The organism is Methylobacterium sp. FW102-HT35C08, from assembly GCF_058790235.1.
Map to the genome: position 1 here is coordinate 4632494 of NZ_JBYTCL010000002.1, position 25249 is coordinate 4657742.

The 25249-nt window shown below is 67.2% G+C and carries 20 protein-coding genes; 8 read left to right on the forward strand and 12 right to left on the reverse strand.

The features are described 5' to 3' along the window. Positions 1–165: 165 nt before the first annotated feature. A complete protein-coding gene (locus AC3WSN_RS21975; protein WP_192711070.1) occupies positions 166–582 on the reverse strand; it encodes a DUF1236 domain-containing protein in 417 nt (138 codons plus the stop codon). A gap of 44 nt (positions 583–626) precedes the next feature. Then, positions 627–857 carry a hypothetical protein gene (locus AC3WSN_RS21980; protein WP_492540835.1) on the reverse strand — a complete coding sequence of 77 codons (231 nt, stop codon included), beginning with the start codon at positions 855–857 and terminating at the stop codon, positions 627–629. Between the two features lie 430 nt (positions 858–1287). Here AC3WSN_RS21980 and recD2 point away from each other — a divergent pair, with 430 nt between their 5' ends. Further along, the gene (gene recD2 / locus AC3WSN_RS21985; protein ID WP_492540837.1) at positions 1288–3483 is read left to right on the forward strand and encodes an SF1B family DNA helicase RecD2; all 2196 of its coding nucleotides are present in this window, start codon (positions 1288–1290) and stop codon (positions 3481–3483) included. A 66-nt stretch (positions 3484–3549) separates the two neighbouring features. Here the strand turns inward: recD2 and AC3WSN_RS21990 are convergent, their stop codons facing one another. Next, positions 3550–4464 carry a hypothetical protein gene (locus AC3WSN_RS21990; protein WP_492540839.1) on the reverse strand — a complete coding sequence of 305 codons (915 nt, stop codon included), beginning with the start codon at positions 4462–4464 and terminating at the stop codon, positions 3550–3552. Between the two features lie 432 nt (positions 4465–4896). Here AC3WSN_RS21990 and AC3WSN_RS21995 point away from each other — a divergent pair, with 432 nt between their 5' ends. Continuing rightward, a complete protein-coding gene (locus tag AC3WSN_RS21995; protein ID WP_492540841.1) occupies positions 4897–7281 on the forward strand; it encodes a type IA DNA topoisomerase in 2385 nt (794 codons plus the stop codon). 114 nt (positions 7282–7395) lie between these two features. Here the strand turns inward: AC3WSN_RS21995 and AC3WSN_RS22000 are convergent, their stop codons facing one another. Beyond that, the gene (locus AC3WSN_RS22000) at positions 7396–7758 is read right to left on the reverse strand and encodes a DUF4186 domain-containing protein (protein ID WP_492540843.1); all 363 of its coding nucleotides are present in this window, start codon (positions 7756–7758) and stop codon (positions 7396–7398) included. A gap of 67 nt (positions 7759–7825) precedes the next feature. Here AC3WSN_RS22000 and AC3WSN_RS22005 point away from each other — a divergent pair, with 67 nt between their 5' ends. Both AC3WSN_RS22005 and AC3WSN_RS22010 read left to right on the forward strand, forming a co-directional pair. Further along, positions 7826–8620 carry a DUF72 domain-containing protein gene (locus AC3WSN_RS22005; RefSeq protein WP_492543202.1) on the forward strand — a complete coding sequence of 265 codons (795 nt, stop codon included), beginning with the start codon at positions 7826–7828 and terminating at the stop codon, positions 8618–8620. A 737-nt stretch (positions 8621–9357) separates the two neighbouring features. Beyond that, on the forward strand, positions 9358–10182 hold the full coding sequence (locus AC3WSN_RS22010) for an SDR family oxidoreductase (protein ID WP_492540845.1): 825 nt from the start codon (positions 9358–9360) through the stop codon (positions 10180–10182). 636 nt (positions 10183–10818) lie between these two features. On the opposite strand, the gene AC3WSN_RS22015 is transcribed toward AC3WSN_RS22010, so the two are convergent. Continuing rightward, positions 10819–11451 (reverse strand): GDSL-type esterase/lipase family protein, encoded by a 633-nt coding sequence (locus AC3WSN_RS22015; protein ID WP_492540847.1) that lies wholly within the window; start codon positions 11449–11451, stop codon positions 10819–10821. A gap of 328 nt (positions 11452–11779) precedes the next feature. Next, positions 11780–12223 carry a phasin gene (locus AC3WSN_RS22020; protein ID WP_492540849.1) on the reverse strand — a complete coding sequence of 148 codons (444 nt, stop codon included), beginning with the start codon at positions 12221–12223 and terminating at the stop codon, positions 11780–11782. A 358-nt stretch (positions 12224–12581) separates the two neighbouring features. On the opposite strand from AC3WSN_RS22020, the gene AC3WSN_RS22025 reads away from it, so the two are divergent. Further along, the gene (locus AC3WSN_RS22025; RefSeq protein WP_192711079.1) at positions 12582–13901 is read left to right on the forward strand and encodes a polyhydroxyalkanoate depolymerase; all 1320 of its coding nucleotides are present in this window, start codon (positions 12582–12584) and stop codon (positions 13899–13901) included. 45 nt (positions 13902–13946) lie between these two features. On the opposite strand, the gene AC3WSN_RS22030 is transcribed toward AC3WSN_RS22025, so the two are convergent. Then, entirely contained in the window at positions 13947–14729 is a 783-nt protein-coding gene (locus AC3WSN_RS22030; protein ID WP_492540851.1) for a histidine kinase, read from the reverse strand. A gap of 710 nt (positions 14730–15439) precedes the next feature. On the opposite strand from AC3WSN_RS22030, the gene AC3WSN_RS22035 reads away from it, so the two are divergent. Genes AC3WSN_RS22035 through AC3WSN_RS22045 form a run of 3 tightly spaced genes read left to right on the forward strand, consistent with a single transcriptional unit; the run spans position 15440 to position 18905 of the window. Further along, positions 15440–16672 carry a 3-methyl-2-oxobutanoate dehydrogenase (2-methylpropanoyl-transferring) subunit alpha gene (locus AC3WSN_RS22035; protein WP_192711081.1) on the forward strand — a complete coding sequence of 411 codons (1233 nt, stop codon included), beginning with the start codon at positions 15440–15442 and terminating at the stop codon, positions 16670–16672. A gap of 3 nt (positions 16673–16675) precedes the next feature. Beyond that, complete coding sequence (locus tag AC3WSN_RS22040) at positions 16676–17689, forward strand: alpha-ketoacid dehydrogenase subunit beta (RefSeq protein WP_492540853.1); 1014 nt, start codon at positions 16676–16678, stop codon at positions 17687–17689. A 1-nt stretch (position 17690) separates the two neighbouring features. Further along, positions 17691–18905 (forward strand): dihydrolipoamide acetyltransferase family protein, encoded by a 1215-nt coding sequence (locus tag AC3WSN_RS22045; protein ID WP_492540855.1) that lies wholly within the window; start codon positions 17691–17693, stop codon positions 18903–18905. A 63-nt stretch (positions 18906–18968) separates the two neighbouring features. On the opposite strand, the gene AC3WSN_RS22050 is transcribed toward AC3WSN_RS22045, so the two are convergent. The 5 genes from AC3WSN_RS22050 to AC3WSN_RS22070 are packed head-to-tail and all read right to left on the reverse strand — an operon-like array spanning position 18969 to position 25138. Continuing rightward, complete coding sequence (locus tag AC3WSN_RS22050) at positions 18969–19859, reverse strand: HpcH/HpaI aldolase/citrate lyase family protein (protein ID WP_492543204.1); 891 nt, start codon at positions 19857–19859, stop codon at positions 18969–18971. Between the two features lie 5 nt (positions 19860–19864). Then, positions 19865–20362, reverse strand: a complete 498-nt coding sequence (locus AC3WSN_RS22055; RefSeq protein ID WP_192711084.1) for a MaoC family dehydratase — start codon at positions 20360–20362, stop codon at positions 19865–19867. Beyond that, positions 20359–22335 carry an acetyl/propionyl/methylcrotonyl-CoA carboxylase subunit alpha gene (locus AC3WSN_RS22060; protein WP_492540857.1) on the reverse strand — a complete coding sequence of 659 codons (1977 nt, stop codon included), beginning with the start codon at positions 22333–22335 and terminating at the stop codon, positions 20359–20361. Before AC3WSN_RS22060 ends, AC3WSN_RS22055 begins: the two co-directional genes overlap by 4 nt. A gap of 11 nt (positions 22336–22346) precedes the next feature. Beyond that, positions 22347–23948, reverse strand: coding sequence for a carboxyl transferase domain-containing protein (locus AC3WSN_RS22065; RefSeq protein ID WP_492543206.1), 1602 nt, complete (start codon positions 23946–23948; stop codon positions 22347–22349). A 14-nt stretch (positions 23949–23962) separates the two neighbouring features. After that, a complete protein-coding gene (locus AC3WSN_RS22070) occupies positions 23963–25138 on the reverse strand; it encodes an isovaleryl-CoA dehydrogenase (RefSeq protein WP_492540859.1) in 1176 nt (391 codons plus the stop codon). Positions 25139–25249 lie beyond the last annotated feature (111 nt).

Here is a 25249-nt window from a genome sequence, read left to right on the forward strand (position 1 = left end):
CCTTGCGAGCACAGCGAAGCAACCCAGTGCAGCGGAACGCCTCTGAACGCGGCGCCACCCTGGATTGCTTCGCTGCGCTCGCAAGGACGTGGAAGCCTCTTTCGGACAGGCCGTCCGGGTGGCGGGCGCCGGAAGGTCCGGCGCCCGCCACCTATCCGTCGATCGTCAGTCGATGACTTCGACGATGCGGTGGGTGCGATCGACCAGGACCGGCTGGTCGTTCACGATCGTGTAGCGGTAGCCCGGACGCACCCGGTACTCGCTGGGCACGTCGTAATAGGTCACGCTGTCCTCCGGCAGCACGGTGCCGACCCGGACCGGGCCGCCCCAGCTGTAGGAGCGCGCGCCGCGCTCGCGGACGTAGCTGCGGAAGCGCGGGCGGTCGTCAACGCCCAGGATTCCGCCGACCGTACCGGTGGCCGCGCCGACCGCGCCGCCGACGATGCCGCCGACCGGGCCCGCTGCCGCCGAGCCCGCCTCGGCGCCTTCGGCGGCCCCGCGCAGGGTGCCCTGCGCCTGGGCAGCCATCGGCAGGGAGAAGAGGCCGGCGGTCGCCAGCGCGAGGAGGAGCTTGTTGGTCATGTGTGAGTCTCCGTGAGCGTCAGAACGATGTGAGCCGCGGGATCTCAGTTGCAGCCTTCCTTGTGGACGGTCTTGGAGTTGCCCATGCCGTCCTCCTTGTGGACGGTCTTCGAGCCGCAATCGACGCTGCCGGTGGTGACCTCACGACGCTCGACCGTGGTGTCGCGGTGATCGACGACGGCGGGCCCGTCCCGGCGAACGACGGTGGTCTCCTCGGCGCTCACCGCACCGCACAGAGCCGCGAACAGGGCGCCCGAGAGAATGATGTTCCGCATTGGTTAGCCTCCTGAGTTCAATCGAAGGCAGCAACGGCAAGCGCGGAAAAGGGTTCCATACAAAACTGCTCGTACAACACCGGGAAGTCAGCGTTTAAGACACGTATTGATTGCGGACAATCGAGTACATCCCGGCCGGCTAGGTAAGATTTGTCGTCTGCATCGGCAAACCGAGCCGGAGCCCAGCGCACCGGCGGTGCGGTCACCCCGCGCCCGCGGCGTGGCTCGACCACGCCGTGCGCGAGGAATCCCGATCGGCGCGACATCCGGCAGGGTTCCCGCACGTGACGACGGGTCGCGGCGCCCTCCCCGATCAGCCGGCCGCGGCCCCGTTGCCTCGCCTCCTGCGAGCCCCGATCTTCAACTCTCGGGTGAGAACCCTTGGATATGAACTCTTGGGTGCGCCCTCTCGGACGCAGCCGGTCCGGGCATGAACCAGCGCGCGACGCCACAGCCTGTCGACCGCCATCAGCCCGTCGAGGCGCTGGCCGGCACGATCGAGCGCGTCACCTTCCACAGCCCGGAGACCGGCTTCTGCGTCCTCAAGGTGCAGGCGCGCGGCAAGCGCGACCTCGTGCCGGTGATCGGCCACGCCCCGGCGATCGGGGCGGGCGAGTGGATCACCGCCACCGGCATCTGGCACACGGACCGCCAGCACGGCCTGCAATTCAAGGCCGACACGCTCAAGGTGACGCCACCCACGGGCGTCGAAGGCATCGAGAAGTATCTCGCCTCCGGCCACATGCGCGGCATCGGCCCCGCCATGGCCAAGCGCATCGTGGCGGCCTTCGGGGAAGGCACCTTCGAGATCATCGAGGCCGAGCCCGGCCGCCTCACCGAGGTCGAGGGCATCGGGCCCAAGCGCGCCGCCCGCATCGTCGCCGGCTGGGCCGAGCAGAAGGCCGTGCGCGAGATCATGCTGTTCCTCCACGCCCACGGCGTCGGGACGGCGCGGGCGGTGCGGATCTTCAAGACCTACGGCCACGAGGCCATCGCGGTCATGACCGAGGATCCCTACCGGCTGGCGAAGGACATCCGCGGCATCGGCTTCAAGACCGCCGACGCCATCGCGATGAAGCTCGGGCTGACCCAGGAGGCGCCCCAGCGCCTACGGGCCGGGATCTCCTTCGCGCTGCAGACTGCCACCGATGCCGGCCATTGCGCCCTGCCGGTGGCGGAGCTCGTCGCGCTGGCGGTCGACCTCCTCGGGGTGGAGGCGCCGCTGATCCGCACGGCGCTTCTCGACGTGCTGAAAACCGGAGAGGTCGTCCAGGACATCATCGGCGACAAGGCCTGCATCTTCCTCGCCGGCCTGCACGCCGCCGAGCGTGCCATCGCCGAGCGGCTCCGACGCCGGGCGGCGGGCGGCCCGCCCTGGCCGGAGATCGACCTCGTCCGGGCCCTGCCCTGGGTGGCGGAGAAGACCGGCAAGACGCTCTCGCCGTCGCAGGAGGCGGCCGTGCGGCTCGTGCTCGGCGCCAAGCTCGCCGTGGTGACCGGCGGGCCGGGGGTGGGCAAGACCTCGACCCTCGACACGATTCTGCGGGTCCTGCGGGCCAAGGGGGTCCGGGTGCTGCTCGCCGCCCCGACCGGCCGGGCCGCCAAGCGCATGAGCGAGCAGACGGGGCTTGAGGCCAAGACCCTTCACCGCCTGCTGGAGATCGATCCCAAGCACGGCGGCTTCTCGCGCAACGAGGAGAACCCCCTCCCCTGCGACCTGCTGGTGATCGACGAGACCTCGATGGTCGACGTGCCGCTGATGAACGCGCTGACCAAGGCGGTCCCGGAGCATGCAGGCCTGCTCCTCGTGGGCGACGTCGACCAGCTGCCCTCGGTCGGGCCCGGCCAGGTGCTCGCCGACGTGATCGCCTCCGGCGCGGTGCCGGTGGCGCGGCTCACCGAGGTGTTCCGGCAGGCGGCCGAGAGCCGGATCGTGGTCAACGCCCACCGGATCAACGCGGGCACGATGCCCGAGCCCGCCCCGCGCGGCGCCGAAAGCGACTTCCACTGGATCGCGATCGACGAACCCGAGCCGGCGGTGCAGACGTTGATCGAGGTGGTGACCCGGCGGATCCCGGCCCGGTTCGGCCTCGATCCGGTCCGCGACGTGCAGGTGCTCACCCCGATGCAGCGCGGCGTGCTCGGCGCGCGCAACCTCAACCAAGAACTCCAGGCCGTGCTGAACCCGAACCCGCCGGTCTCGGTGGAGCGCTTCGGCTGGCGCTTCTCCCCGGGCGACCGGGTGATGGAGAGCCAGAACGACTACGACCGGGAGGTGTTCAACGGCGACCTCGGCACGGTCGCGCGGATCGACGTGGACGAGGGCGCGGTGATCGTCGATTTTGAGGGCCGGGAGGTAATCTACCCCTACGGCGAGCTCGACACGCTGGTGCCGGCTTACGCCACCACCATCCACAAATCGCAGGGCTCGGAATATCCGGCGGTGGTGATCCCGCTGGCGATGCAGCACTGGACGATGCTGGCGCGGAACCTCCTCTACACGGGCGTGACCCGCGGCAAGCGGCTCGTGGTGCTGCTCGGGCAGCGCAAGGCCGTGGCAGTGGCGGTCCGCGGCGGCACCATGAAGCCGCGCTGGACCAAGCTGCGGGATTGGCTGAGCCGGTGAAGCCTCCCAGAGGCGGACGCTCTATTTACGGGGGACCAGGGTCCTGGCTGCCTTGGGGCCCGCCGATCACCGCCCGCACGCCGCCCCATTATGGCGTGCATCCCGCGCCGAGTGCAGCGTCTCGCGCCGGATGATCCATTCATTGCGCCGACCGCTCGGGATCAGAAGGCCTTGCAGCGAGAGCGCCGTCGCCCAGGCCGCAATCGCCCTATCCGGCAGCGCGAACGAGGACGATGCGGTCCGCAGGCTCGCGAGCTCGGCCGGCTGAAGGCGGCTGAAGCGCCGCCGCACCCATCCCCGCTCCCGCACCTGCCGCAGCGCCGTCTCGACCTTCACCGCGCCGGGGCCGCGCACCAGCGCGCGATCGAGCGCAGACATGAGGATCAGAGCCTGCCAATCCCGAGGCGAGACGCTGAAGCAGCCGAACCCGGCAACCTCAAGCCCGATGGCGTGGGACAGGCCGTCGGCCGCGATCCGGGCCGGCGCCAAACCCGCGACAGGCATCGCGCGCACCTCTCGACACGCTGCGGCGTAGGCGCGCTCCAGAGCGGCAGAGGTCCGGCCCGGCCGGAGGGGGCGGTCGACCGTCTCCGCGAGCGCGGCGGAAACGCGTTGACGTTTCGGGTTGTGCAGCCATCGACGAGGCGACCGGGAGAGGATGGCATCCTCAAGGTCTCGGCGCCCTGCGCTCTGCAGCAAGCCTGACAGGTCGATCTCGACCGCGGCGATCCCGAGGTTCGCGATCCCGGCGATCTTATCGGGGCCGCACGCGTGCGTGACCTGAAACTCGACCAGCAGATCCCGGTCTGCGCGGCGCACGATCACGTCAGGCACGATGGTACCGAGCCGGTGCTCCAAGAGCGCCGAATCAAACCGGCAGGGCCCGCCCGGGTGAAGCGGCTGCCGCTCGCCATCGCGGAGCACGGGAGGCAGGGCGAGCGTCAGCTTGGAGGCGAGCAGTTCCTTGGCGAACCGGTGCAAGGCTGTCTCCGGGCCGCCGTGACAGGAGCGCTCCCCGGCCGCGCCGTGATGCCCGAAATGGTGTTGGACCCGGTCACCTCTGCGGGCCACCAGCGGCGTTCCACAGCGTGGGCACCGACAGCCGCACGCCAAGCCGGAGCCGACCTCCGAGATGTGGGCGAGAGTACCGTCGGCACGGACGCCGAAGACGAGGCCCTCAGAGACCGCGATGCCGCCGCGCATGTCGCTCCCCCTCGCCCGGATCCAGTTTCCGCCGCGTCGGCGGAAGCGTCAGACTTGCGTCACGATCTCTCATGCCGTTGGAGCGGCACCGGCTCGCGTTCGGCATGAGCGGCAGCTGTCCCATCCCGTGTGCCTGTTGCGCGCGGAGCCCGACTAGAACAAAATGCGAACCCGCTGCCAAGGGCGGCGAGCGTCTTCGCGGTCAGCGACATGTCACCTCCGAATTCCGGTCGCACGCTGTTCTTCTTCGAGAAGCCCTCGGCCATGCGGCAGCTGCAGCGCTTCTTCCGCTCGCCGACGACCGTCTGCGTGGCTGCCGAGGGGCACCTGCTGTCGGCCGAGGAGCCGGGCAGCATCCGGCCCGAGTGGAAGCCCTGGCGCTTCGAGGCCTTGCCGATCGTGCTCGATACGATCCCGGTCAGCCACGGCACGAACCGGTCCGGCCAGTCGCACGCGCCGAAGATCGCGTCGATCCGGCAGGCCCTGAGCGGCGTCGACCGGGTAATCATCGCCACCGACCCGGGACGCGAGGGCTCCATGATCGCCTGGGAGGTGCTGGAGCATCTCGGCTGGCGCGGGCGCGTCGACCGGCTCAAGCTCGGTGCGCTCGACGATGTCTCGATCCGCCGCGCCTTCGCGGCCCTGGCCAAGGAGCCCGGTTCAGGCGAGCGCGACTACGCCGCCTACCTGGAGGCGCTGTGCAGGCAGTACGAGGATTACCACCTCGGTCTGAACGGCACACGGGCGATTTCGCTGCGGCTGCGCCCGCCGGCCTTCCGTGAGCCCTGGCGCTTCGGCGGCGTGCAGACACCCACCCTCGCGATCCTGGCCGACCTGGAGGCGCGCATCCGCTCCTTCGTGCCGCAGGATTTCTTCAAGGTGGCCCTGCACCTGAGCACGCGGTCCGGCGCCGAGCTGATCCTGTGGCATGCGCCCAACGAGCGGATCTTCGACCCGGCGATCGCCGAGACGATCCGTGCCGCCGCGGCGACGTGGTCGGGTCCCCTGGCCGTCGAGCACAAGGACGTGCGGCGCGCGCCGCCGCGGCTGTTCTCGAAAGACACCTTGGCGCGGCGCTGCGCCAAGCGGTTCGGCTGGGATCCGCAGCACACGGCCGGTCTCGCCCAGGAGCTGTACGATCAGGGCTACCTCAGCTACCCGCGGACCGAGTCCGAATACCTGCCGGACGGACAGGCGGGCGATGCCGCTGCGGTCATGACGGCCGTGGTTTCCGTGCTGACCGATCTGCGCAGCGTCATACCCGGGACCGAGGCGCCCGTGATCCGACGCGGGGCCAAGGGACACTACGTCAAGGACCCGGGCGAGCACCACGCCATCGTGCCCCTGCGCAAGGTTCCAGAGCGCGGCCGCCTCTCGGCCGACCAGTTCCGGCTGTGGGAACTCGTCGCGAAGGCCTATCTGGCCGCCCACCTTCCCGACGGCATCGATGCCCGCACGCGTGTCGCGGCCGAGGTCGGGACCCCTTTGGGGACGAAGCGCTTCGCCGTGTCGGGCAGCGTCATACGCGCGCCGGGGTGGCGCGCGATCTACGGCAGCGAGGCTGACCTCGAGGCCGATGCCGTCCCCGGCAAGGCGAAACGCGACGCCGAGGCCACGTCCGCGCGCCTGCCGGCCGTGGACGATGGCGAGGGCGCATCGGCCACGAAGGCAGGCGTCGCCACCGCGATGACCGAACCGCCGCGGCGGATCAGCCGCGGCGAGCTGCCGGTGGTGATGGGCCGGCTGATCGACCAGGTGGATGATCCGGCGGTCAAGCGCGCGCTGGAGAACCCGGTCAACCCGAACGAACCCAAGGGCCTCGGCACCGCCGCGACCCGCGACACGATCCTGCCCAAGCTGCTGAAGAGCCGCTACGTCACGCTGTCCAGCGGCAAGGATCCAGCCATCGCGGTGACCGAGGTGGGGCTGGCCTTCATCACGGCGGTGCGGCGCGTATTCCCGGCCTACGGTGACCCGGTCGGGCGCGCCATGTTCGAGGCCGAGTTGGCGGAGATCGGTCGCGCGGCCACGCGTGCCGAGGCCGTCGATCGTGCGAACGCGTTCCGGCAGCGGACCCGCGCGCGCCTCGATGAGCTGATCGCCGCGATCGCGGACTCACCGGTGGTCAGCCTCGATCCGAGCCTGATCCCGCCCGGTCAGGCCGACAACCGGCCGCCGACCTCGGCCATGATGTCGTTCGCCGTCAGCTTGGCCGAGCGAAAAGGCGTGACGCTGCCCCGCGGCTGCAAGAGCAGCATCAGCATTTGCCGATCCTTCCTGGACACCCATGCCGGGCCACGCGTGCCTCAGACGGACGGCGCCGGCGAGCCTCGCGATCGGCGTATCCCGAGCGCGGCGATGCTCCGCTACGCGCGCAGTCTGGCAGAGCAGCGAGGCGTCCCCTGTCCGCCGGAGACAGAGACGGATTTCGACGCGTGCCGGCGCTTCCTCGACGCGCACGTCCCCCAGCAGCAGGAGCGACCCGGGGCCGGCAACCCTGGCGCGAGAAAAGGCAAAGCGCCGGTTGATCGTGGGAAGCGGCGGGGCAGAGTGGCGGGAAAGCCGAGACAGGCAGCAGCGCGACGTCAAGCTTGAAGTTGCCGGCTGCAGTCGTCCAAGATCTCAGGGCCCGATCCTGGCTCTTCAGGTGGCGCGCGGTCCTTCCACCGAGTCGCTGCGGGTCTCAGCCCAGTTCGGGAACGCGTCGCGTCACGCGCCATCGACGCTCTGGGAATGCAGCCAGCGCGCGATCGCCTCGATCACGTGAGCCTGCTCGGAACCGGTCAATGCCCGCCCTGCCGGTATGGCGTACCACTTGGCCAGACAGCCACGGCAGCACGTCGCCGTCGCATGCTGCGCCGTGAAGACCGGATGGCCGCGAAAGGGCGTCTGCTTGCCGTCATTCATCGGCTCGGCGGGCGCGAGGCGCCGTTTGACGAAGTCCCGTGCATGCTCGAGAACCGTCGAGAGGCCCTTGTCGCGCAGGTAGGTCCGGTCGGCGGCCGCCAGCCGGAATCGCTGACGGAATGCGGATTGCGGCAGGCGATCGAAGACCTCTTCAAGCGCGCGCATGCGTATCGACACCCGTTCAACCGCCGCGCATCTGACGGGCGCGGCTCACGAGCCTCCGCGGCAGCCGATGCGCACACCAGAGTCTATCATGATCGGCACCGCGGGCTGGAGCCTGCCGAAAACCTACGCGCCGCACTTCCCGGAAGACGGCAGCCATCTGGAGCGATACGCGCAGCGCCTCTCCGCCGTCGAGATCAACACGTCCTTCTACCGGCCGCATCGCGTTGCAACCTACGAAAAATGGGCTGCTGCGGTGCCGGCCGGGTTCCGGTTCGCCGTGAAGGTGCCGCGGGCCGTCACGCATGAGCGGCGCCTGACCGATGTGGACGAGGTCCTCGCCCGCTTCTTGGTTGAGGTGGCGGGCCTCGGGCCCAAGCTCGGGCCGCTGCTGCTTCAGCTTCCGCCGAGCCTGGCGTTCGACTGCGCGTCCGCCGCGCGATTTCTGGCGACCTTCAGGCGGTGCTTCGCGGGCGACATCGTCTGTGAACCGCGCCACGCGACTTGGTTTACCCAGGACGTCGATAAAGTCCTTTGCGACCATGCGATCGCCCGGGTCGCTGCCGATCCCGCGCCCGTCCCGGAGGCGGGCAGGCCCGGCGGTTGGCTGGATCTCGCCTATTACCGGCTCCATGGCTCCCCAAGGATGTACCGTTCGGTCTATGAGCCGCCTGTTCTCACCCGGATCGCCGAGCGCCTGCACCAGAAGACAATCCAAGGACGTCGCGCGTGGTGTATCTTCGACAACACCGCGGAGTTCGCGGCCCTTGGGAATGCTCTCGAGACACTTGCGCTCTCCACACGGAGCAAGCCTCACGAGCAATCAGCCTCGAACGGGGAGAGCGGCACATCAAAGCCTGGATAGATCTTTTCATCATTGGATGAGCGTCGTGACGGCGGCAACGCTGCGTGAGCGCGAAAAGATGGCCCATCGACCATGCGACGGGGAACGCCCCGTATGGTCAACGGCGAGCCGAGCGCCACGTGGGCGCCGGCACCTCGCGACGGATCGACGGGCGGGGCGCCGTCTTACGCCGGCTCGCTCGCCAACGCGTCCAGAGTCTGGGCAAGCCCGCGGAAGGGCAAAAGACGGTTGGCGGGCACCGCGCCGTCATCCTACGCTGCGAATTGGACGGGCACGTTCAACGACGTTCAATGGAATGTCGCGTGGCCGCGAGCGTAGATTTTCGTAAGCGTCTGGTTCGATTGTGCTTCAAGAAATCGGCGCTTGTGCTGGTCTCAGTCATCACGCGGGCCCGCTTGAGCGCCTTAGATGGGTGGTTTTCTGCCGGTCCGCTTTCGGACGGCAAATGTCTGAAAGCGGACGGCGTCCACGCGCCCGCTCACGACCCGCCGCAGAGGCTAGGAAAGCCGCGTCATAGTTTGCTTGGTCAGTAGTAGACCTGCACTGTATATGGGTACGCTCATTAAGATTTATTACAAATGAAATCTATAATCAATTTCTGCAATAACGTTGTAACAAAAGTTACATATGACTTACGAAATGCCAGGCTCGTCTAAATTCGAGACGCATGATATGCAAGAAGCATATCAATCGGCGATGTTCTAAACGCTTCTCATACATGCCGGAGGTGGGTTTTGGTGCAGAGATCGTGGTTTATAACAGGTGTTAGCAGCGGCCTGGGGCGACATATCGCAGAGCTTCTGCTTGAACGGGGCGACCGCGTTGCTGGCACAGTCCGTAAATCTGCAGATTTTGACGAGCTTAAGTCTAAGCACAGAGATCGGCTTTGGCTCACTCAACTCGACGTCACTCATACCTTAGCTGTTCGCGAGGTCGTTAACCAAGCCTTTCGCGAAGCAGGCAAGATCGATGTTGTGGTAAATAACGCTGGCTATGGTCTAATCGGCGCAGCTGAAGAATTCTCCGACGATGAGATTGATCAGCAAATTGCCACCAATCTTGTTGGCTCTATCCAAGTCATACGCGCTGCAATCCCCCACTTGCGCACACAAGGTGGCGGTCGGATAATTCAAATCTCTTCAATGGGCGGCCAAGTCTCATTTCCGGCAGCAAGCGTATATCATGCAACTAAGTGGGGGATCGAAGGTTTTATTGAGTCAATTAGAGAGGAAATCGGTGCTTTTGCGATATCGGCAACGATTGTCGAACCTGGTAGTACAAATACGAATTTCGGAAAAAATCTAACAATATCAAAATCTCTCCAGTCATATTCTGGCGGAGCTGTCGGGCAGATCCGCGCATTTGTCGGCGACAGATCTTATGTGGCACCTGGTGATGGATTTAAGACCGCCCGCGCTATCGTGGACACTGTCGGGCAAACACCTCCGCCGTGGCGGCTTGTTACCGGGAGCGACGCTTACAATGCGATACATGACGGGTTGACTCAAAGACTTGCTGAGCTTGAGGCGCAGAAAACGCTCGCGTACTCTACAGATCGCTAATCAAATCATGTTGCGATATTCAAGTGACGTTAGTAGCAGCTTGAGCTTGGGGACGAAGTTATGTCCGGTTTCGGATTAGATGAAGCCCAGCGCCGGCGCCCGGAGTGGGTCGAAAGCGGAATGACTGCTTCGGAGACAGACGGCCAGATAAGCAGACGTGCCGCTCCCGACCCATCCTCGTCGTACGTGCTGCTGCCCACGCCGCTCGCACGCGAACCTGAGTTTCCATTCTCATGGATAGCAGGAACAACGCCGACCGCCCGCTCGACCGCTCCTGTGCTTGGCACGGCCGGCAGGCTTCGCTCTTACTGACCCGGCCGATCAGAGCAGCGCGATGTCCTGTGCGCGGGTAACGACGGGCTCCTGTTAGAACCCGGTCAAGGCTGCGCCGGTAGCCATCCCGCCACGGAGCGTAGAGGTCGCGAACCGTCCTGCCGTTTTCCTCCTGAGGCCTTCGGCCGGGCGGCGGGTAAAAGCCATCACGCCGCCAAACCGCTCGGTGAGTTCCGAGCGCACGCGCAGGTGCTTGGAAGGAGGGAAGCGCCGCGTCACCGTTGGAGAGTGACAGGACGACCCGTATCTGGCGCAGGGCATGGCGCGGATTCGGCGACCGACGGTGCAGCGGGCGCTCTGTCCTCAGCGCGCGAAGACCGGGCTGCCCGAATGCTCGGGGCACGACCGCACGAAAGCCGCGACGGCTTTCGCGATCTTCCACCCGCCCTGGACGGAGGGCTCGATCGGATTGGCAAAATCAGCGTCCTCGCCGCACAGCACGCGCAGGTCGATCAGCGGCAGGCCGCGGGCAAAGACCTGGCGCGTGATGACGTCGTTGAGCAGGGCGAGGGCTGCTGCAGTCAGACGCCGCCGCTGCGGGTCGGGATAGCGCGGATCGTAGATCGTGCAGAATGCCGCCGGCTGACCCGTCGCCTGCACCGCGTCCAGCATGGTGCCGTACGCGGCGAGGAAGCGATCCCGCACGTCCGCCAGGACAGCCAGGGCATGCGCCACGGATTGAACTGGCTGTTCCAGCACCGCGGCGGCACGCAGCGCATCGTTACCGCCGACGCTGACCACGAGATGGCTCGCGTCCCGAGGACGACCTGCGAGCTGGCGCGGTACGTCTGCGATGACGTTACCGTCGACAGCGAGGAGGCTCGCCTGCCAATCGACGGGCAGGATCGTTCGAAGTTGCGAGACCACATCCGGGCCTCCGCTCACATAAGCTGCGTTGTCGAAGACGGAATCGCCGAGGAGCACGACGTGCGGCATGGATTTCTCTCGGGGTTTTGAGTGTCCGCGATCAGGCGCCCGGCGCAGGCAGGGAAGCCGCTGTCGGCAAGCCAAGCGGGCAGATGGATCTGCTCAGCATGGACACGGGCAACGCCTCGCATTCCCGGACTCCGAACCCGCCAGGCTCACTGGCGGAGCCGGGTCTGTGTTTTGATGTTCTCGATCTGCAGGCGGCTGTAGCGGCTTCGGTGGAGGGTGGTCATCGCGTCGTGCGCTTGGCCAGACGAGTCGCAGGTTTCGTCCGTGACGACGTCGCACGAGCCGGCCCCTTGACGGGCTTCAGAGCCCCCCGGGGCGACCTTGTCGGCTAACGGCCGACCTCGTCACCGTCCTCCATGGACATGCGGGACTGATCGGCACCGCTCCGTGCAGCGTTCATCGCGTGTTCCGCGCCTTGCTTCGTCGCACTCTGAGCCGTGCCGCCGAACTCGGTCGCCTGCGCCTGCACGGCCGCAAGTTGGCTGCGAGCGAAGTCGGCCTGTAGCTGCATGGCCTCTTGTAGGCTCCTGGCCCGAGTTAGCTTCTGCGCAAAGTCGAGGGTCGCTTGAACATTCTGCTCAGCAGCCTGGAGGCTGTAAGACGCCATGTCTTGCGTGCTCGCACCCGCCGTGTGCGTCCCGCCCTGGGTTGATGCAACCGTCCGGCGCGCTTCTTCGATGAAGCCCTCAAATGCCTGGCGCGCTTGGTCGATGCCCTTCTCAGCCAGCTCGCGCAACGCGTTCGGTACCTCAAGGTTCGGGGCGATGTTCACGAGCGTGTCCTCCGGTCATTTCTTGTAGAGCGGCGGAAACAATTCGAGAGCCGCACTCAACGAGAACCTTATGGAGGAACCCCGGTTCAACGCGGACGTGGAAGTCGCGGCTGATCGACTGCCACCGCGGGGCGGCGCCGAAGGGTTTGAACAGGACTCTGTTGCTCGCCGGCACCACAGCCCCTCAATTGCCGACACGAACCCCAGACAGCCATGGTCAGAACAATTCCGTGCTGGCAATTTTGTGCCAATTTCGCGGGCGATTCGCCCGCGCGGGGTGCATGCAACGCATCATAGTGCCTGAGCGTTGGGCAACTCGGAGATGAGCGGCCGTGCGGCTGCCGGAGGAACTGCTCGTATGCTGTACCTGATGCGTGATGCCTACGACCAGATGCTCTCGCCTATGCGGATGGCGGCGGAGATGGCCCGGACCGCTTGCGAGAACCCGTTCAGCCCCCTCGCTTACACCCCGAACGGCCGGGCCGTCGCAGCTTCCTGCGAGCTGTTCGAGCGGGCAACGCGCACCTATCCCAAGCCGGCTTTCAACCTCCCCACATGTGAACGGGTGGTGTGGGAGCGCCCGTTCTGTCGCGTGATCGCCTTCGGTATGCCTTCGGCGAAGCCGAAATTGCTGCTGGTCGCCCCGCTCTCCGGGCACTACGCGACCCTGCTCCGCGGGACGGTGGCGGCCTTCCTCGACACGCATCAGGTGTTCATCACCGACTGGGCTGACGCCAAGAAGGTACCGCTCTCCGCCGGACGCTTCGACCTCGACGACTACATCGACTACTGCACGGCGATCTTCGAGGCGCTCGGGCCGGACCTGCACGTCATGGCCGTGTGCCAGCCCTCAGTCCCGGTTCTCGCGGCTATCGCTCGCATGGAAGCCGAGGATCACCCACTGGTGCCGCGCTCAGCCGTGCTGGTCGGCGGCCCGATCGATACCCGCCGCTCACCCACCGCGGTCAACAAGTTGCCGCAGGAGAAGCCGATTGGCTGGTTCAAGCGGCACTGCATCCACCCGGTCCCATGGACCCACCAGGGCCACGGCCGTGACGTCTACCCCGGCTTTCTCCAGCTGGCCGGCTTCATCAGCATGAACCTTGACCGCCACCAGACGGCGCACTGGGACATGTTCAACCACTTGGTGCAGGGCGACGGCGACTCGGCGGACAAACACCGTGAGTTCTACGACGAGTACCTCGCTGTGATGGACCTCACAGCGGAGTACTACCTCCAGACGGTCGAGACCGTGTTCATCGAGCACCTTCTGCCGAGGGGCGAGATGCGCCATCGGGGCAAGCCTGTCGATCCCGCCGCGATCCAGCGCTGCGCGCTGATGGCGATCGAGGGCGAGAAGGACGACATCACCGGCATCGGCCAGACCCGAGCGGCACTCGACCTGACGCTCAACCTCTCAGCCGAGAAGAAAGCCTACCATCTCCAGATGGGGGCAGGTCACTACGGCATCTTCAACGGATCACGGTTCCGAACCGAGATCGTGCCGAAGATCGTCGCGTTCATGGAAGCGCATGCCGAGCCGGCGATGATTGTGCCGCCGATTTCGCGCGGCCATCTCCTTCCGGACGCCGCTGAGCCTGACCTCTCCGTTCCGGCGGCGCTGCTCACGCACGGTCCGTGCGCGGCCAGCGAGGCGGCTCGCGCGTTGCACGCGTAAACTCAGCGGGCTTGCCTGATGAAGCCCGACAGGGCGCAAGGGCGGTCAATGGACCGTGTCGCAGCCTGACGGGACGCGTGTTGTCGCTCGCTTCGGGTCGAGCGCCCCTCGCATCATGGCGTGTACGGCGTCCTGCTGGAGTTGCTGAAACCGCTTGTTCAGAGCCTCGCGCTGGTGCTGCCGCTTCTGCCCAAGCTGGTTCAGAACCCGATCCTTCTCGTCCGCAGAACCGGACCAGCCCTCCAGGCGCTCGCAGTCGAGCTGGTAGTTGAACTCGACATCAGCCAGGGCAGCCAAGGTGGCCTGGAGTGAGCCTGTCAGATCTTCGAGATGGGGACCTGCTGTCCGCATCTCCAGCACCGGTGCAGCCCATTCCTCGGCTGGAAGATCGGTCGGGTCGGACGCGTTCAGGTTCGTGATCTTGAGAAGGACGTTGGACGCGGCCACCAGATTGCCCGACGAATCTCGCAGCGGTGTCGGGTAGGGCATGAACGGGATGCGTGTACCATCCGGTCGCTCCAACACGGCCTGCACACCGCGGATGGGCTGCCCTGACTTGATGGCTACGGCCATCGGGCACTGGTCGAGCGGCAGGAGCGCCCCGTCAGGCGTGTAGATACGCCAGCACCCGCACCAGCGCGTCTTGCCGAGTTCAGGCCGGTAGCCCCATAGCTCAGCGGCCGAATCGTTGTAGTAGGTCAGCCAACCATCGGCGTCGGTCGTGTAGACCGGCGACGTGAAATCTCGGAACAGCTCGGCACGCGACGGCTCGTAGTTCCAGCCGCGGTCAGGAGCGCTGAATTCGAATTCGTCGTCGTCTGGAAACATACCGCGATCCCTCGACAAACGGGCGAGGAAATGCCCGTCCAAGCATTTCGATCGCCCCCCTCTGTCGCGGGTGCCAGCAAGCCGATGCCACCGTTACGTTGGCGGTTGCGGCTCGTCAGTGACGCAGAATGCGTCGCACTCCAGATCGTCCAGCGATACGAGATTGTGCCTCAGAGCTTCCGGGGGCGGTCGCTCCTCGACGCCATAACCGGCTCACGCCAGCCTGGGCTCTCCCGCATCGCCTCTTGCGGACACCGCTTTTTTGCACAGGCAGGAATACTGTTCAAGAGCAGTCCGAGTCTGCAATTTCTGGGGCAAGATCAAATTCCTCTACGCTCCGGTGTCGAGCGCAATTTAATCGCATGCTATGAAATAAGAAAATTCGTCGCGAGGAGCGGGATTAACTGCAGGCTGCGGTTGAAAGCCTTTTGATTGGGAGCGTGTTCGACGCAACAGCGCGTTGGCCGTTTCCGCCGAGGCGGCCTGCCGACATGCCGTCGAGGGCTTCGTGTAAGCCAACGCCAGCCGCTGCGGGAGAAGCGTGTGGGCTACCTCATGCCCAAGTCGCAAGCCGCCCGGGGGCGTGTTCTAAGAGAGAAACCGGGCAGCCATCTTCCGAGGGACACCGGAATTTCGTGGATGTGATCTACCCTGGCTTCGTGCAAGAATAGAGCGGCCTGCACGTCGTGTTTCGCGAGAGCGAGCAAGCAATGGCCGAAGTCACGCCTTTAGCGCTCCACGTTCCAGAGCCAGCGGTCCGGCCGGGCGGGGTCCCGGATTTCTCCAGCGTCAAGATCCCCAAGGCCGGGGCGGTGCCGCGTCCCGACGTCGATACCGGTTCGGAAGCGATCCGGGATCTGGCCTTCTCGATCATCCGCGTCCTGAATCGCGAGGGTGAGGCGGTGGGCCCGTGGGCCGGCCTGCTCAGCGACGATGAGCTCCGGGACGGCCTGCGGGATATGATGACCCTGCGCACCTTCGATGCGCGGATGCTGCTCAGCCAGAGGCAGGGCAAGACGTCCTTCTACATGCAGCACCTCGGCGAGGAGGCCGTGAGCTGCGCCTTTCAGAAGGCCCTCGCGCCGGGAGACATGAACTTCCCGACGTACCGGCAGGCCGGACTCCTGATTGCGAGCGGTTATCCGCTAGTGACCATGGCGTGTCAGATCTACTCGAATGCGAGTGATCCGCTGAAGGGCCGCCAGTTGCCGGTTCTGTATTCGTCAAAAGAGCACGGGTTCTTCACGGTATCGGGAAACCTTGCCACGCAATATGTGCAGGCGGTCGGGTGGGCGATGGCCTCCGCGATCAGGCGGGACACGAAGATCGCGGCGGCCTGGATTGGGGACGGCTCGACAGCCGAGTCGGACTTTCACGCCGCACTTGTCTTCGCGTCGACCTATAAGGCCCCCGTTGTGCTCAACATCGTCAACAACCAATGGGCGATCTCGACCTTCCAGGGCATTGCCCGGGGCGGGGCCGGAACCTTCGCGGCGCGCGGCCTGGGGTTCGGCATCCCGGCGCTCCGGGTCGACGGCAACGATTACCTGGCCGTCTACGCGGTCGCCAAATGGGCCATCGCGCGGGCCCGGAGCAATCTCGGGCCGACGCTCATCGAGTATGTGACCTACCGCGTCGGAGCTCACTCGACGTCCGATGACCCCTCTGCCTACCGTCCGAAGACCGAATCCGACGCCTGGCCCCTCGGCGATCCGGTCATTCGGTTGAAGAACCACCTGATCCGGCGCGGCGCGTGGTCCGAGGAGCGGCACAAGCAGGCGGAGGCCGAGATCCTCGAGTCGGTGATCGCTGCGCAGAAGGAGGCGGAGAGTTTCGGGACGCTCCATTCCGGCTCGAGGCCGTCGGCGCGGGAGATGTTCGAGGGCGTCTACGCCGAGATGCCGCCGCACCTGCTCCGTCAACGCCAGCAGGCCGGAGTGTAGGCCATGCCGCGCATGTCGATGGTCGAAGCCATCCGCGACGCGATGGACGTGATGATGGCGCGTGACGAGAGCGTCGTCGTCTTCGGCGAGGATGTCGGCTATTTCGGCGGCGTCTTCCGCTGCACTTACGGGCTTCAGCAGAAATACGGAACGTCGCGCTGCTTCGACGCGCCCGTCAGCGAATCCGGGATCGTGGGAACGGCCGTCGGCATGGCCGCCTACGGCCTGCGGCCCTGCGTCGAGATCCAATTCGCCGATTACGTGTACCCGGCCTACGACCAGATCGTGTCGGAGGCCGCGCGGCTGCGGTATCGCTCGAACGGCGAGTTCACCTGCCCCTTGGTGATCCGCATGCCGACGGGCGGCGGCATCTTCGGCGGACAGACCCACAGCCAGAGCCCGGAGGCGCTCTTCACCCACGTCTCGGGGCTCAAGACCGTCGTCCCCTCAAACCCCTACGATGCCAAGGGGCTGCTCATCGCGGCGATCGAGGATCCGGATCCCGTGATCTTCCTCGAGCCGAAGCGGCTCTACAACGGTCCCTTCGACGGACATCACGAGCGCCCCGTCACGCCGTGGTCGAAGCACGCAGCCAGCGACGTTCCGGCCGGCCACTTCGCTCTCCCGCTCGGAAAGGCGTCCATCGTTCGGGCGGGAACAGACGTCACGGTGCTGGCCTACGGGACGATGGTGCATGTCGCGCAGGCGGCCGCCGCGGAGACGGGCATCGACGCCGAGATCATCGATCTGCGGACCCTGGTTCCATACGATCTCGACACGATGGTGGCCTCCGTCGCCAAGACCGGTCGCTGCGTGGTCATCCACGAGGCGACGCTGACGTCGGGGTTCGGCGCAGAATTGGCAGCCCTCATCCAGGAAACCTGCTTCTACCATCTTGAGGCGCCGGTCGCCCGGGTTGCCGGATGGGACACGCCCTATCCGCACGCGCAGGAATGGGACTACTTCCCCGGTCCAGGACGCGTGGCGCGTGCGCTGGTCGAGACGGTGGAGGCCTGACATGGGCGAGCACCTGATCACCATGCCCGATGTCGGCGAAGGGATTGCCGAAGCCGAACTGGCCGAGTGGTTCGTGACAGTGGGCCAGTTCGTCCATGAGGACGCCGTGCTGGCCGCCGTCACCACCGACAAGGCGACCGCGGAGATTCCCTCCCCGGTGACGGGGCGCGTCGTATGGCTCGGGGGCGAGGCCGGCGACATCGTCGCTGTCGGCGCGCCGCTGATCCGCTTGGCGGTCGAGGATGCGGGCGATGCAGACCAAGTCCCCGACGGCCTCCCCACCCCGAACGCGGATCCGCCCTCCCCTGCGCCCGGCCATGATCCTGCCGCCGCGCACAGGGAGGGCGAGAAGGCGAGCGCGTCGCCGGCGGTCAGGCATCGCGCACGCAAGGCCGGAATCGATCTGGGTCGTGTGCCCGGCTCGGGGCCTTCAGGCCGCGTGACGCACGAAGATCTCGACGCCTATCTGACCGGTGACGCGCGCGGGACGGGAACGCCAAGCCCCAGTCCGAACACAACGGTCGAACAGATCAAAGTCACGGGTGTCCGCCGCAAGATCGCGGAGAAGATGACCCTCGCGGCCTCGCGCATTCCCCACATCACCTATGTCGAGGAGGTCGACGTCACGGCGCTCGAGGATCTCAGGTCGACGCTCAACGCGAACAGGCGCGCGGAGCGACCGAAGCTGACGCTGCTCCCGTTTCTGATGGGGGCTCTGGTGAGAGCCATCGCCGACCAGCCGCATCTGAACGCGCTCTACGACGATGAAGCCGGCATCCTCCACCAGCACGGCAGCGTGCATATCGGTGTCGCGACCCAGACCCCCGCGGGTCTCGTCGTTCCCGTCGTCCGGCACGTGGAGGCGCGGGACCTGTGGGACTGCGCCGCCGAACTGAACCGCCTCTCGGAGGCGGCCCGAACGGGCTCCGCCACGCGGCAGGAATTGGGCGGCTCGACGATCACCGTCACCTCGCTCGGTGCCCTGGGCGGCATCGCCTCGACCCCGATCATCAACCATCCGGAGGTCGCCATCATCGGCGTCAACAGGATCGCGATGCGGCCGGTCTGGAACGGGGCGGCGTTCATCCCGCGCAAGATGATGAATCTGTCGTCGAGCTTCGACCATCGCGTCATCGACGGCTGGGATGCGGCTGTGTTCGTCCAGCGGATCAAGACGCTCTTGGAAACGCCGGCTCTGATCTTCGTGGATGCGTAGCTCGGCACCGCCTCGTGCCGGATGTTTGCCCTGAGGCCATCTGGCTTGGACGCGGTCCCGGCCTCACGCCTGGCCCCGAGGGGCGCCCCGGTCGAAGCGCTCCAGCAGCCGCTCGGCGCGGCGCAGGTGGGGACGGTCGAGCATGGCCCCAGCCTGCCCGATCACCCCCGTCCCCGGAGAACCCGCGAAGGCCGCGACCACGGCCCGCGCTTCGGCCAGGTCCGCCTCAGAGGGCGAGAAGGTCGCGTTGATGATCGGGACTTGAGCCGGGTGGATCGCCAACTTCCCGACGAAACCGTCCCGGCGCGCCTCGCGGCATTCCCGTTCGAGCGCCGCGAGGTCCCGATAGGCGAGATGAACCGTGTCGATCGCGTCTGTCTCGGCGGCGGCCGCCGCGAGCAGGGTGAGGTCGCGCGCCAGGCGATACGGACCGGTCCAGGCTCCGGTCCCGTCGCGGTTGGTCTCGGCCCCCAGATCGGCGGAGAGGTCCTCCGCCCCCCAGGTGAGCCCGCAGAGACGCGGATGCCCCTCGGACAGGGCTGTCAGCGCGAGGACGGCGCGGGCCGTCTCGGTGGCAATGGGCAGGATCCGCGTCGCGCCGGCAGCGATGCCGCTGGCGGCCTCGAGCCGGTGGAGATGTGCATCGAGCGCGCGGATGTCAGCGCTCATGACGGCTTTGGGCAGCACGATGCCGTAAGGTCGCGCCGGCATCACAGCCGCGAGGTCATCCTCCGCCCAGCCCGTCCCGAGCGCGTTCACGCGCACGAAAACCAGCGGCCCCCCGGCGGTGCTCCCGACCTCCTCCAGGAACGCGGCGGCCTGCCGGCGCGCCGCCGCCTTACCGCTCGCGGCGACCGAGTCCTCCAGGTCGACGATGAGGGCGTCGGCGCCGGCGTTCAGCGCCGTCTCGAGCTTCCGCGGCGCGTCGCCCGGAACGAACAGCAGCGCGCGCATCGGCGTCACGCTCCGCTCGTTGCGGGCCGACGGCGCATGAAGGCCTGCCTGCGGCACTCGGCAACCAGAACTTCGTCCTGCCGGTAGGCCCGGTGGATGAGATCGACGATCCCCGCATCGGCGCGGGAGCGCGAGACGCGTTTGGCCGCCACCTCGGTGGTCACGCGGATGGTGTCACCCTCGAAGAGCGGGGCCGGGAAGCGCACCTCGGTCATGCCGAGGTTGCCGATCGTGGTGCCCAGCGTCAGGTCGTTGACCGCGATGCCGATCATCAGCCCGAGCGTGAACAGCGAGTTCATCAGCGGCCGACCCCACTCCGTCTCGGTCGCGCAGAAATGCGCGTCGATGTGGAGGGGCTGCGGGTTGAGTGTCATGCTCGAGAACAGGATGTTGTCCGTCTGCGTCACCGTGCGGGTGAGCCGATGGGACAGGACCGCGCCGACCTCGAAATCCTCGTAATAGAGGCCGCCCCGCGGATGGGGCGCGTGGGAGGAGGGAGTCATTCGGATTCCGCCTGCGTCAGGGTGAACAGGCTGGCGCCCTCCGCCACCTGCAGGCCGGGCTCGGCCATCACCGCGCGGACCGTACCGTCTGCCGGTGCGGTGAGCGTGTGCTCCATCTTCATCGCCTCGATGGTACCGAGGCGCTGGCCGCGCGCGACACGGTCACCGGGCGCCACATGGACGGCAACAATCCGGCCGTGCATCGGTGCGGTGACGTCACCCGCCTGCGCCGTCTGCGCCGAGGCGACCTCCGCCGGATCGGGCGCCTGAAGGCTGATCTGGCGCCCTCCGTGCAGGACGAGAATCCCGCACCCGGTGGGCACGACCTCGATCATCCGGTCTTCAGCCGCGTGGGTCGGACAGGCTTTCCCCCGGTAGCGGACCTCCGGCAGGCCGCGCGCGCCGGGATCCGGCCAGACCAGGATGACCTCGTCGCGCCGACCGTCGATCCGGAGCGGCCAGGGCTGTCGGCGCGGCGCGCCGAGCTGAAAGCCGTCGGCGCAATCCCAGGGTGAGGCTGCCCTGCCCTCCATGGACTGCGGCTCGAAGCCCAGCAGCGCCAGCACCCCAAGGCCGATGCAGGCCGGGTCGATGTCCGACGGGAACTCCGCGAGCCTGTCCCGCTGGCGCTCGATCAAGGAGGTGTCGTACCGGCCGGCCTGGACGGCCTCGGACGCGGTCAGGCGCCGCAGGAAGGCGAGGTTCGTCCGCGGCCCGGCAACGCGCGTCGCCTCGAGCGCCTGATGCAGGCGTGCGATGGCCTCGGCGCGTGTTGGGCCGTGGGCGATCAGCTTGGCGATCAGCGGGTCGTAGTGAGGGCCGACGACGTCGCCGGCACGCAGGCCCGTATCGACGCGCACGGCCTCGGGCAGGCGCAGCACGTGGAGCTGGCCGGTCGAGGGCAGAAAGCCCGCCGCCGGATCCTCGGCGTAGAGCCTCGCCTCGATCGCGTGCCCCTCGATCCGCAGATCGTCCTGGCTTGCGGGAAGCGGCTCGCCGGCCGCGACCTTGAACTGCCACGCGACGAGGTCGAGGCCGGTAATCGCCTCGGTGACCGGATGCTCCACTTGGAGACGGGTGTTCATCTCCATGAACCAGAAGCTCTCGGGCGTGAGGGCCTGGTCCCCAGCGACGATGAATTCGACCGTTCCGGCGCCGACATACTCGACCGCCCGGGCGGCATCGAGGGCGGCCTGCCCCATCGCCGCGCGCACCGCCGCCGTCATGCCCGGTGCGGGCGCCTCCTCGATGACCTTCTGATGGCGGCGCTGCAGGGAACAGTCGCGCTCGAACAGGTGGACCGCGCCGCCCTGCGCGTCGCAGAAGACCTGAACCTCGATATGGCGCGGGTTCGGCACGTACCGCTCGAGCAGGACCTGCGCATTGCCGAAGGCGCTTGTGGCCTCGCGTCGCGCACTCTCGAGGGCCTCGGCGAAGGCTGTCGGCGCATCGACGCGCCGGATCCCCTTCCCGCCCCCGCCGGCGACCGCCTTGATGAGCAAGGGATAGCCGATCGTGTCGGCCTCGGCGCGCAGGTGATCGCTGTCTTGGTCCTCGCCCTGATAGCCTGGGACGATGGGCACGCCGGCTGCCGCAACAAGTTCCTTGGCGCGATGTTTCAGGCCCATGGCCCGGATCGCCGCGGCGGGCGGCCCGACGAAGACGATGCCGGCCTCCGCACAGGCCTCCGCGAGGTCCGGATGCTCGGACAGGAAGCCATATCCTGGATGGAGGCAATCGGCCCCGGCCCGCGAAGCGGCCTCCACGATCCGATCGATCCGCAGGTAGGAATCCAGGGCCGGCGCCGGCCCGATCGGGTAGGCTTCGTCGGCCAGGGTTACGTGCAGGGACGCGCGGTCGGCCTCCGAGTAGACCGCGACCGTCCGCATCCCGAGGCGCCGCGCCGTGCGCAGGATCCGGCACGCGATCTCGCCGCGATTGGCGACGAGGACGGAGGTGAGGGGCCGGGTCATCGGTGGACGCCTCACATCCGGAACAGGCCGAAGCGCGTCTCGTCGACCGGTGCGTTGAGGCAGGCCGATAGAGCCAGCCCGAGCACCCGCCGGGTCTCCTCGGGCAGGATGATGCCGTCATCCCAGAGCCGGGCCGTGGCGTAGTAGGGCGAGCCTTCCGCCTCGAACGCGGCGCGGATCGGCTGTTTGAACGCCTCCTCGTCGCGGGCGGTCCAGGTTTCGCCCGCAGCCTCGATGTTGTCGCGCCGGACGCTGGCGAGCACGCTCGCCGCCTGCTCGGCGCCCATGACGGAGATGCGCGCGTTCGGCCACGCGAACAGAAACCGGGGCGCGTAGGCGCGCCCGCACATGCCGTAATTGCCGGCGCCGTAGGACCCGCCGACGAGAAGCGTCAGCTTGGGGACGGCGGCGGTGGCGACAGCCGTGACGAGCTTGGCGCCGTTGCGCGCGATCCCGCCGGCCTCGGCGTCGCGCCCAACCATGAAGCCGACGATGTTCTGCAGGAACAGCAGAGGAATGCGCCGCTGGCAGCACAGCTCGATGAAATGCGCGCCCTTCAGCGCGCTCTCAGAGTAGAGGATGCCGTTATTGGCCAGTATTCCCACCGGCATGCCCCAGAGCCGCGCGAAGCCGGTGACGAGGGTCGTGCCGTAGAGCCGCTTGAACTCATCAAATTCCGACCCGTCGACGATCCGGGCGATCAGTTCCCGGGCATCGTATTGTTTGCGCAGATCGACCGGCACGATCGCGTCGAGGTCGCCCGGATCGAGGCTGGGTTCGACGGGCGGCCGGATATCCAAGTCCGGCTGCTTGCGGGTGTTCAGGGTGCCGACGATGCGGCGCAGGATTGCGAGCGCGTGCGCGTCGTCGGCAGCCTCGTGGTCGGCGACTCCGGACAGCCGGGTATGGACCTCCGCGCCGCCGAGTTCCTCGGCCGTCACGATCTCGCCGGTCGCCGCCCGCACCAGGGGCGGGCCTCCGAGGAAAATCGTGCCCTGGCCGCGCACAATCACGCTCTCGTCCGACATGGCCGGCACGTAGGCGCCCCCGGCCGTACACGAGCCCATGACGCAGCTGATCTGCGGAATACCGGCCGCCGAGAGCCGGGCTTGGTTGTAGAAGATGCGGCCGAAATGATCACGGTCGGGAAAGACCTCTGCCTGCTGCGGCAGGTTGGCGCCGCCCGAATCGACTAGATAGAGGCAGGGTAGACGGTTCTCTCCCGCGATCTCCTGGGCGCGCAGATGCTTTTTGACTGTCAGGGGATAGTAGGTGCCACCCTTGATCGTGGCGTCGTTGCAGACGATCATGACCTCGCGGCCGAAGACCCGGCCGATGCCCGCGATGAGGCCGGCCCCGTGGATCGCGCCGTCATAGAGTCCATAGGCGGCCAACGTCCCGATCTCGAGGAAGGGGGAGCCCGGATCCAGCAGCTGCACCACGCGATCGCGCGGCAGCAGTTTGCCGCGCGCGAGATGCCGGGTGCGGGCTTTCTCGGAGCCACCCGCGGCGACTATCGCGCGGCGCTCCCTGAGGGTGCTGCGCAGATCGTCCCAGGCGGCCCGGTTCTCGGCGGCAGCCTCGGAGGTCAGGTCGGCGCTGGTGCTCAGGATCGCCACGCGTCACCTCAGCCTGGGGATCGGGCGAACAGCTCGCGCCCAATCAGCATGCGGCGAATCTCGCTGGTGCCCGCCCCGATTTCGTAGAGCTTGGCGTCACGCAGCAATCGGCCGGCCGCGTAATCATTGGTGTAGCCGTTGCCGCCGAGGAGCTGGATGGCATCGAGGGCGCACTGGGTCGCCCGTTCGGCCGCGAACAGGATCGCCCCTGCTGCATCCTCGCGCGTGGTCTCGCCCCGATCGCAGGCCCGGGACACGGCGTACACATAGGCGCGCGCCGCGTTGGCCTGCACGTAGATGTCGGCGAGCTTGCCCTGGACCAGCTGGAACGAGCCGATCGGCTGGTCGAACTGGCGCCTCTGACGGACATAGGGCGTCACCACGTCGAGGCAGGCCCGCAGGATTCCGAGCGGACCGGCCGCGAGCACGACGCGCTCGTAGTCGAGGCCCGACATCAGCACGCCGACGCCGCCGCCGACCGGCCCGAGCACGTTTTCCTCCGGCACTTCGCAATCCTCGAAGATCAGCGCCGAGGTGTCGGAGCCGCGCATGCCGAGCTTGTCGAGCTTCGGCCCCGTCGAGAAGCCGGGGAAGTCTCGCTCCACCAGGAAAGCCGTGATGCCATGCGCGCCGGCCTTCGGATCAGTCTTGGCGTAGACCACGAATGTTTCCGCAACAGGCCCGTTCGTGATCCACATCTTGGAGCCGTTGAGGCAGAAGCGGTCGCCGCGCTTCTCGGCGCGCAGGCGCATGCTCACCACGTCCGATCCCGCTTCCGTTTCGGACATGGCAAGCGCCCCAACTCGCGTTCCCGCGATCAGGGCCGGGAGATAGCGGCGCTTCTGCGCCTCCGTGCCGTTGCGTCGAATCTGGTTGATGCAGAGGTTCGCGTGCGCGCCGTAGGACAGACCGACGGAGCCGGAGGCTCGCGACACCTCCTCCATGGCGACGCAATGCTCCAGATATCCGAGTCCGAGCCCGCCGAACGCCTCCTCCACCGTTATCCCGTGCAGGCCCAGGGCGCCCATCTCGGGCCAGAGGTCGCGCGGGAAGGCATTGCTGCGGTCGATCTCGTCCGCGCGCGGCGCGATTCTTCTTTGGGCGAAGGTGCGCGCGCTCTCACGAACCGCGTCGGCGACTTCGCCGAGACCGAAATCGAAGTCGCGTGCGGCGTCCCGGATCATCGGCTGCCTCCCACGGGTGGTTCGGAATTATAAGCCCAAGTCTCGTCGAAGGGGCTACCATCCTTAAGCAGAATCGTGCGCCGACGCACCGGAAACGGCGCGCGCGCGAGG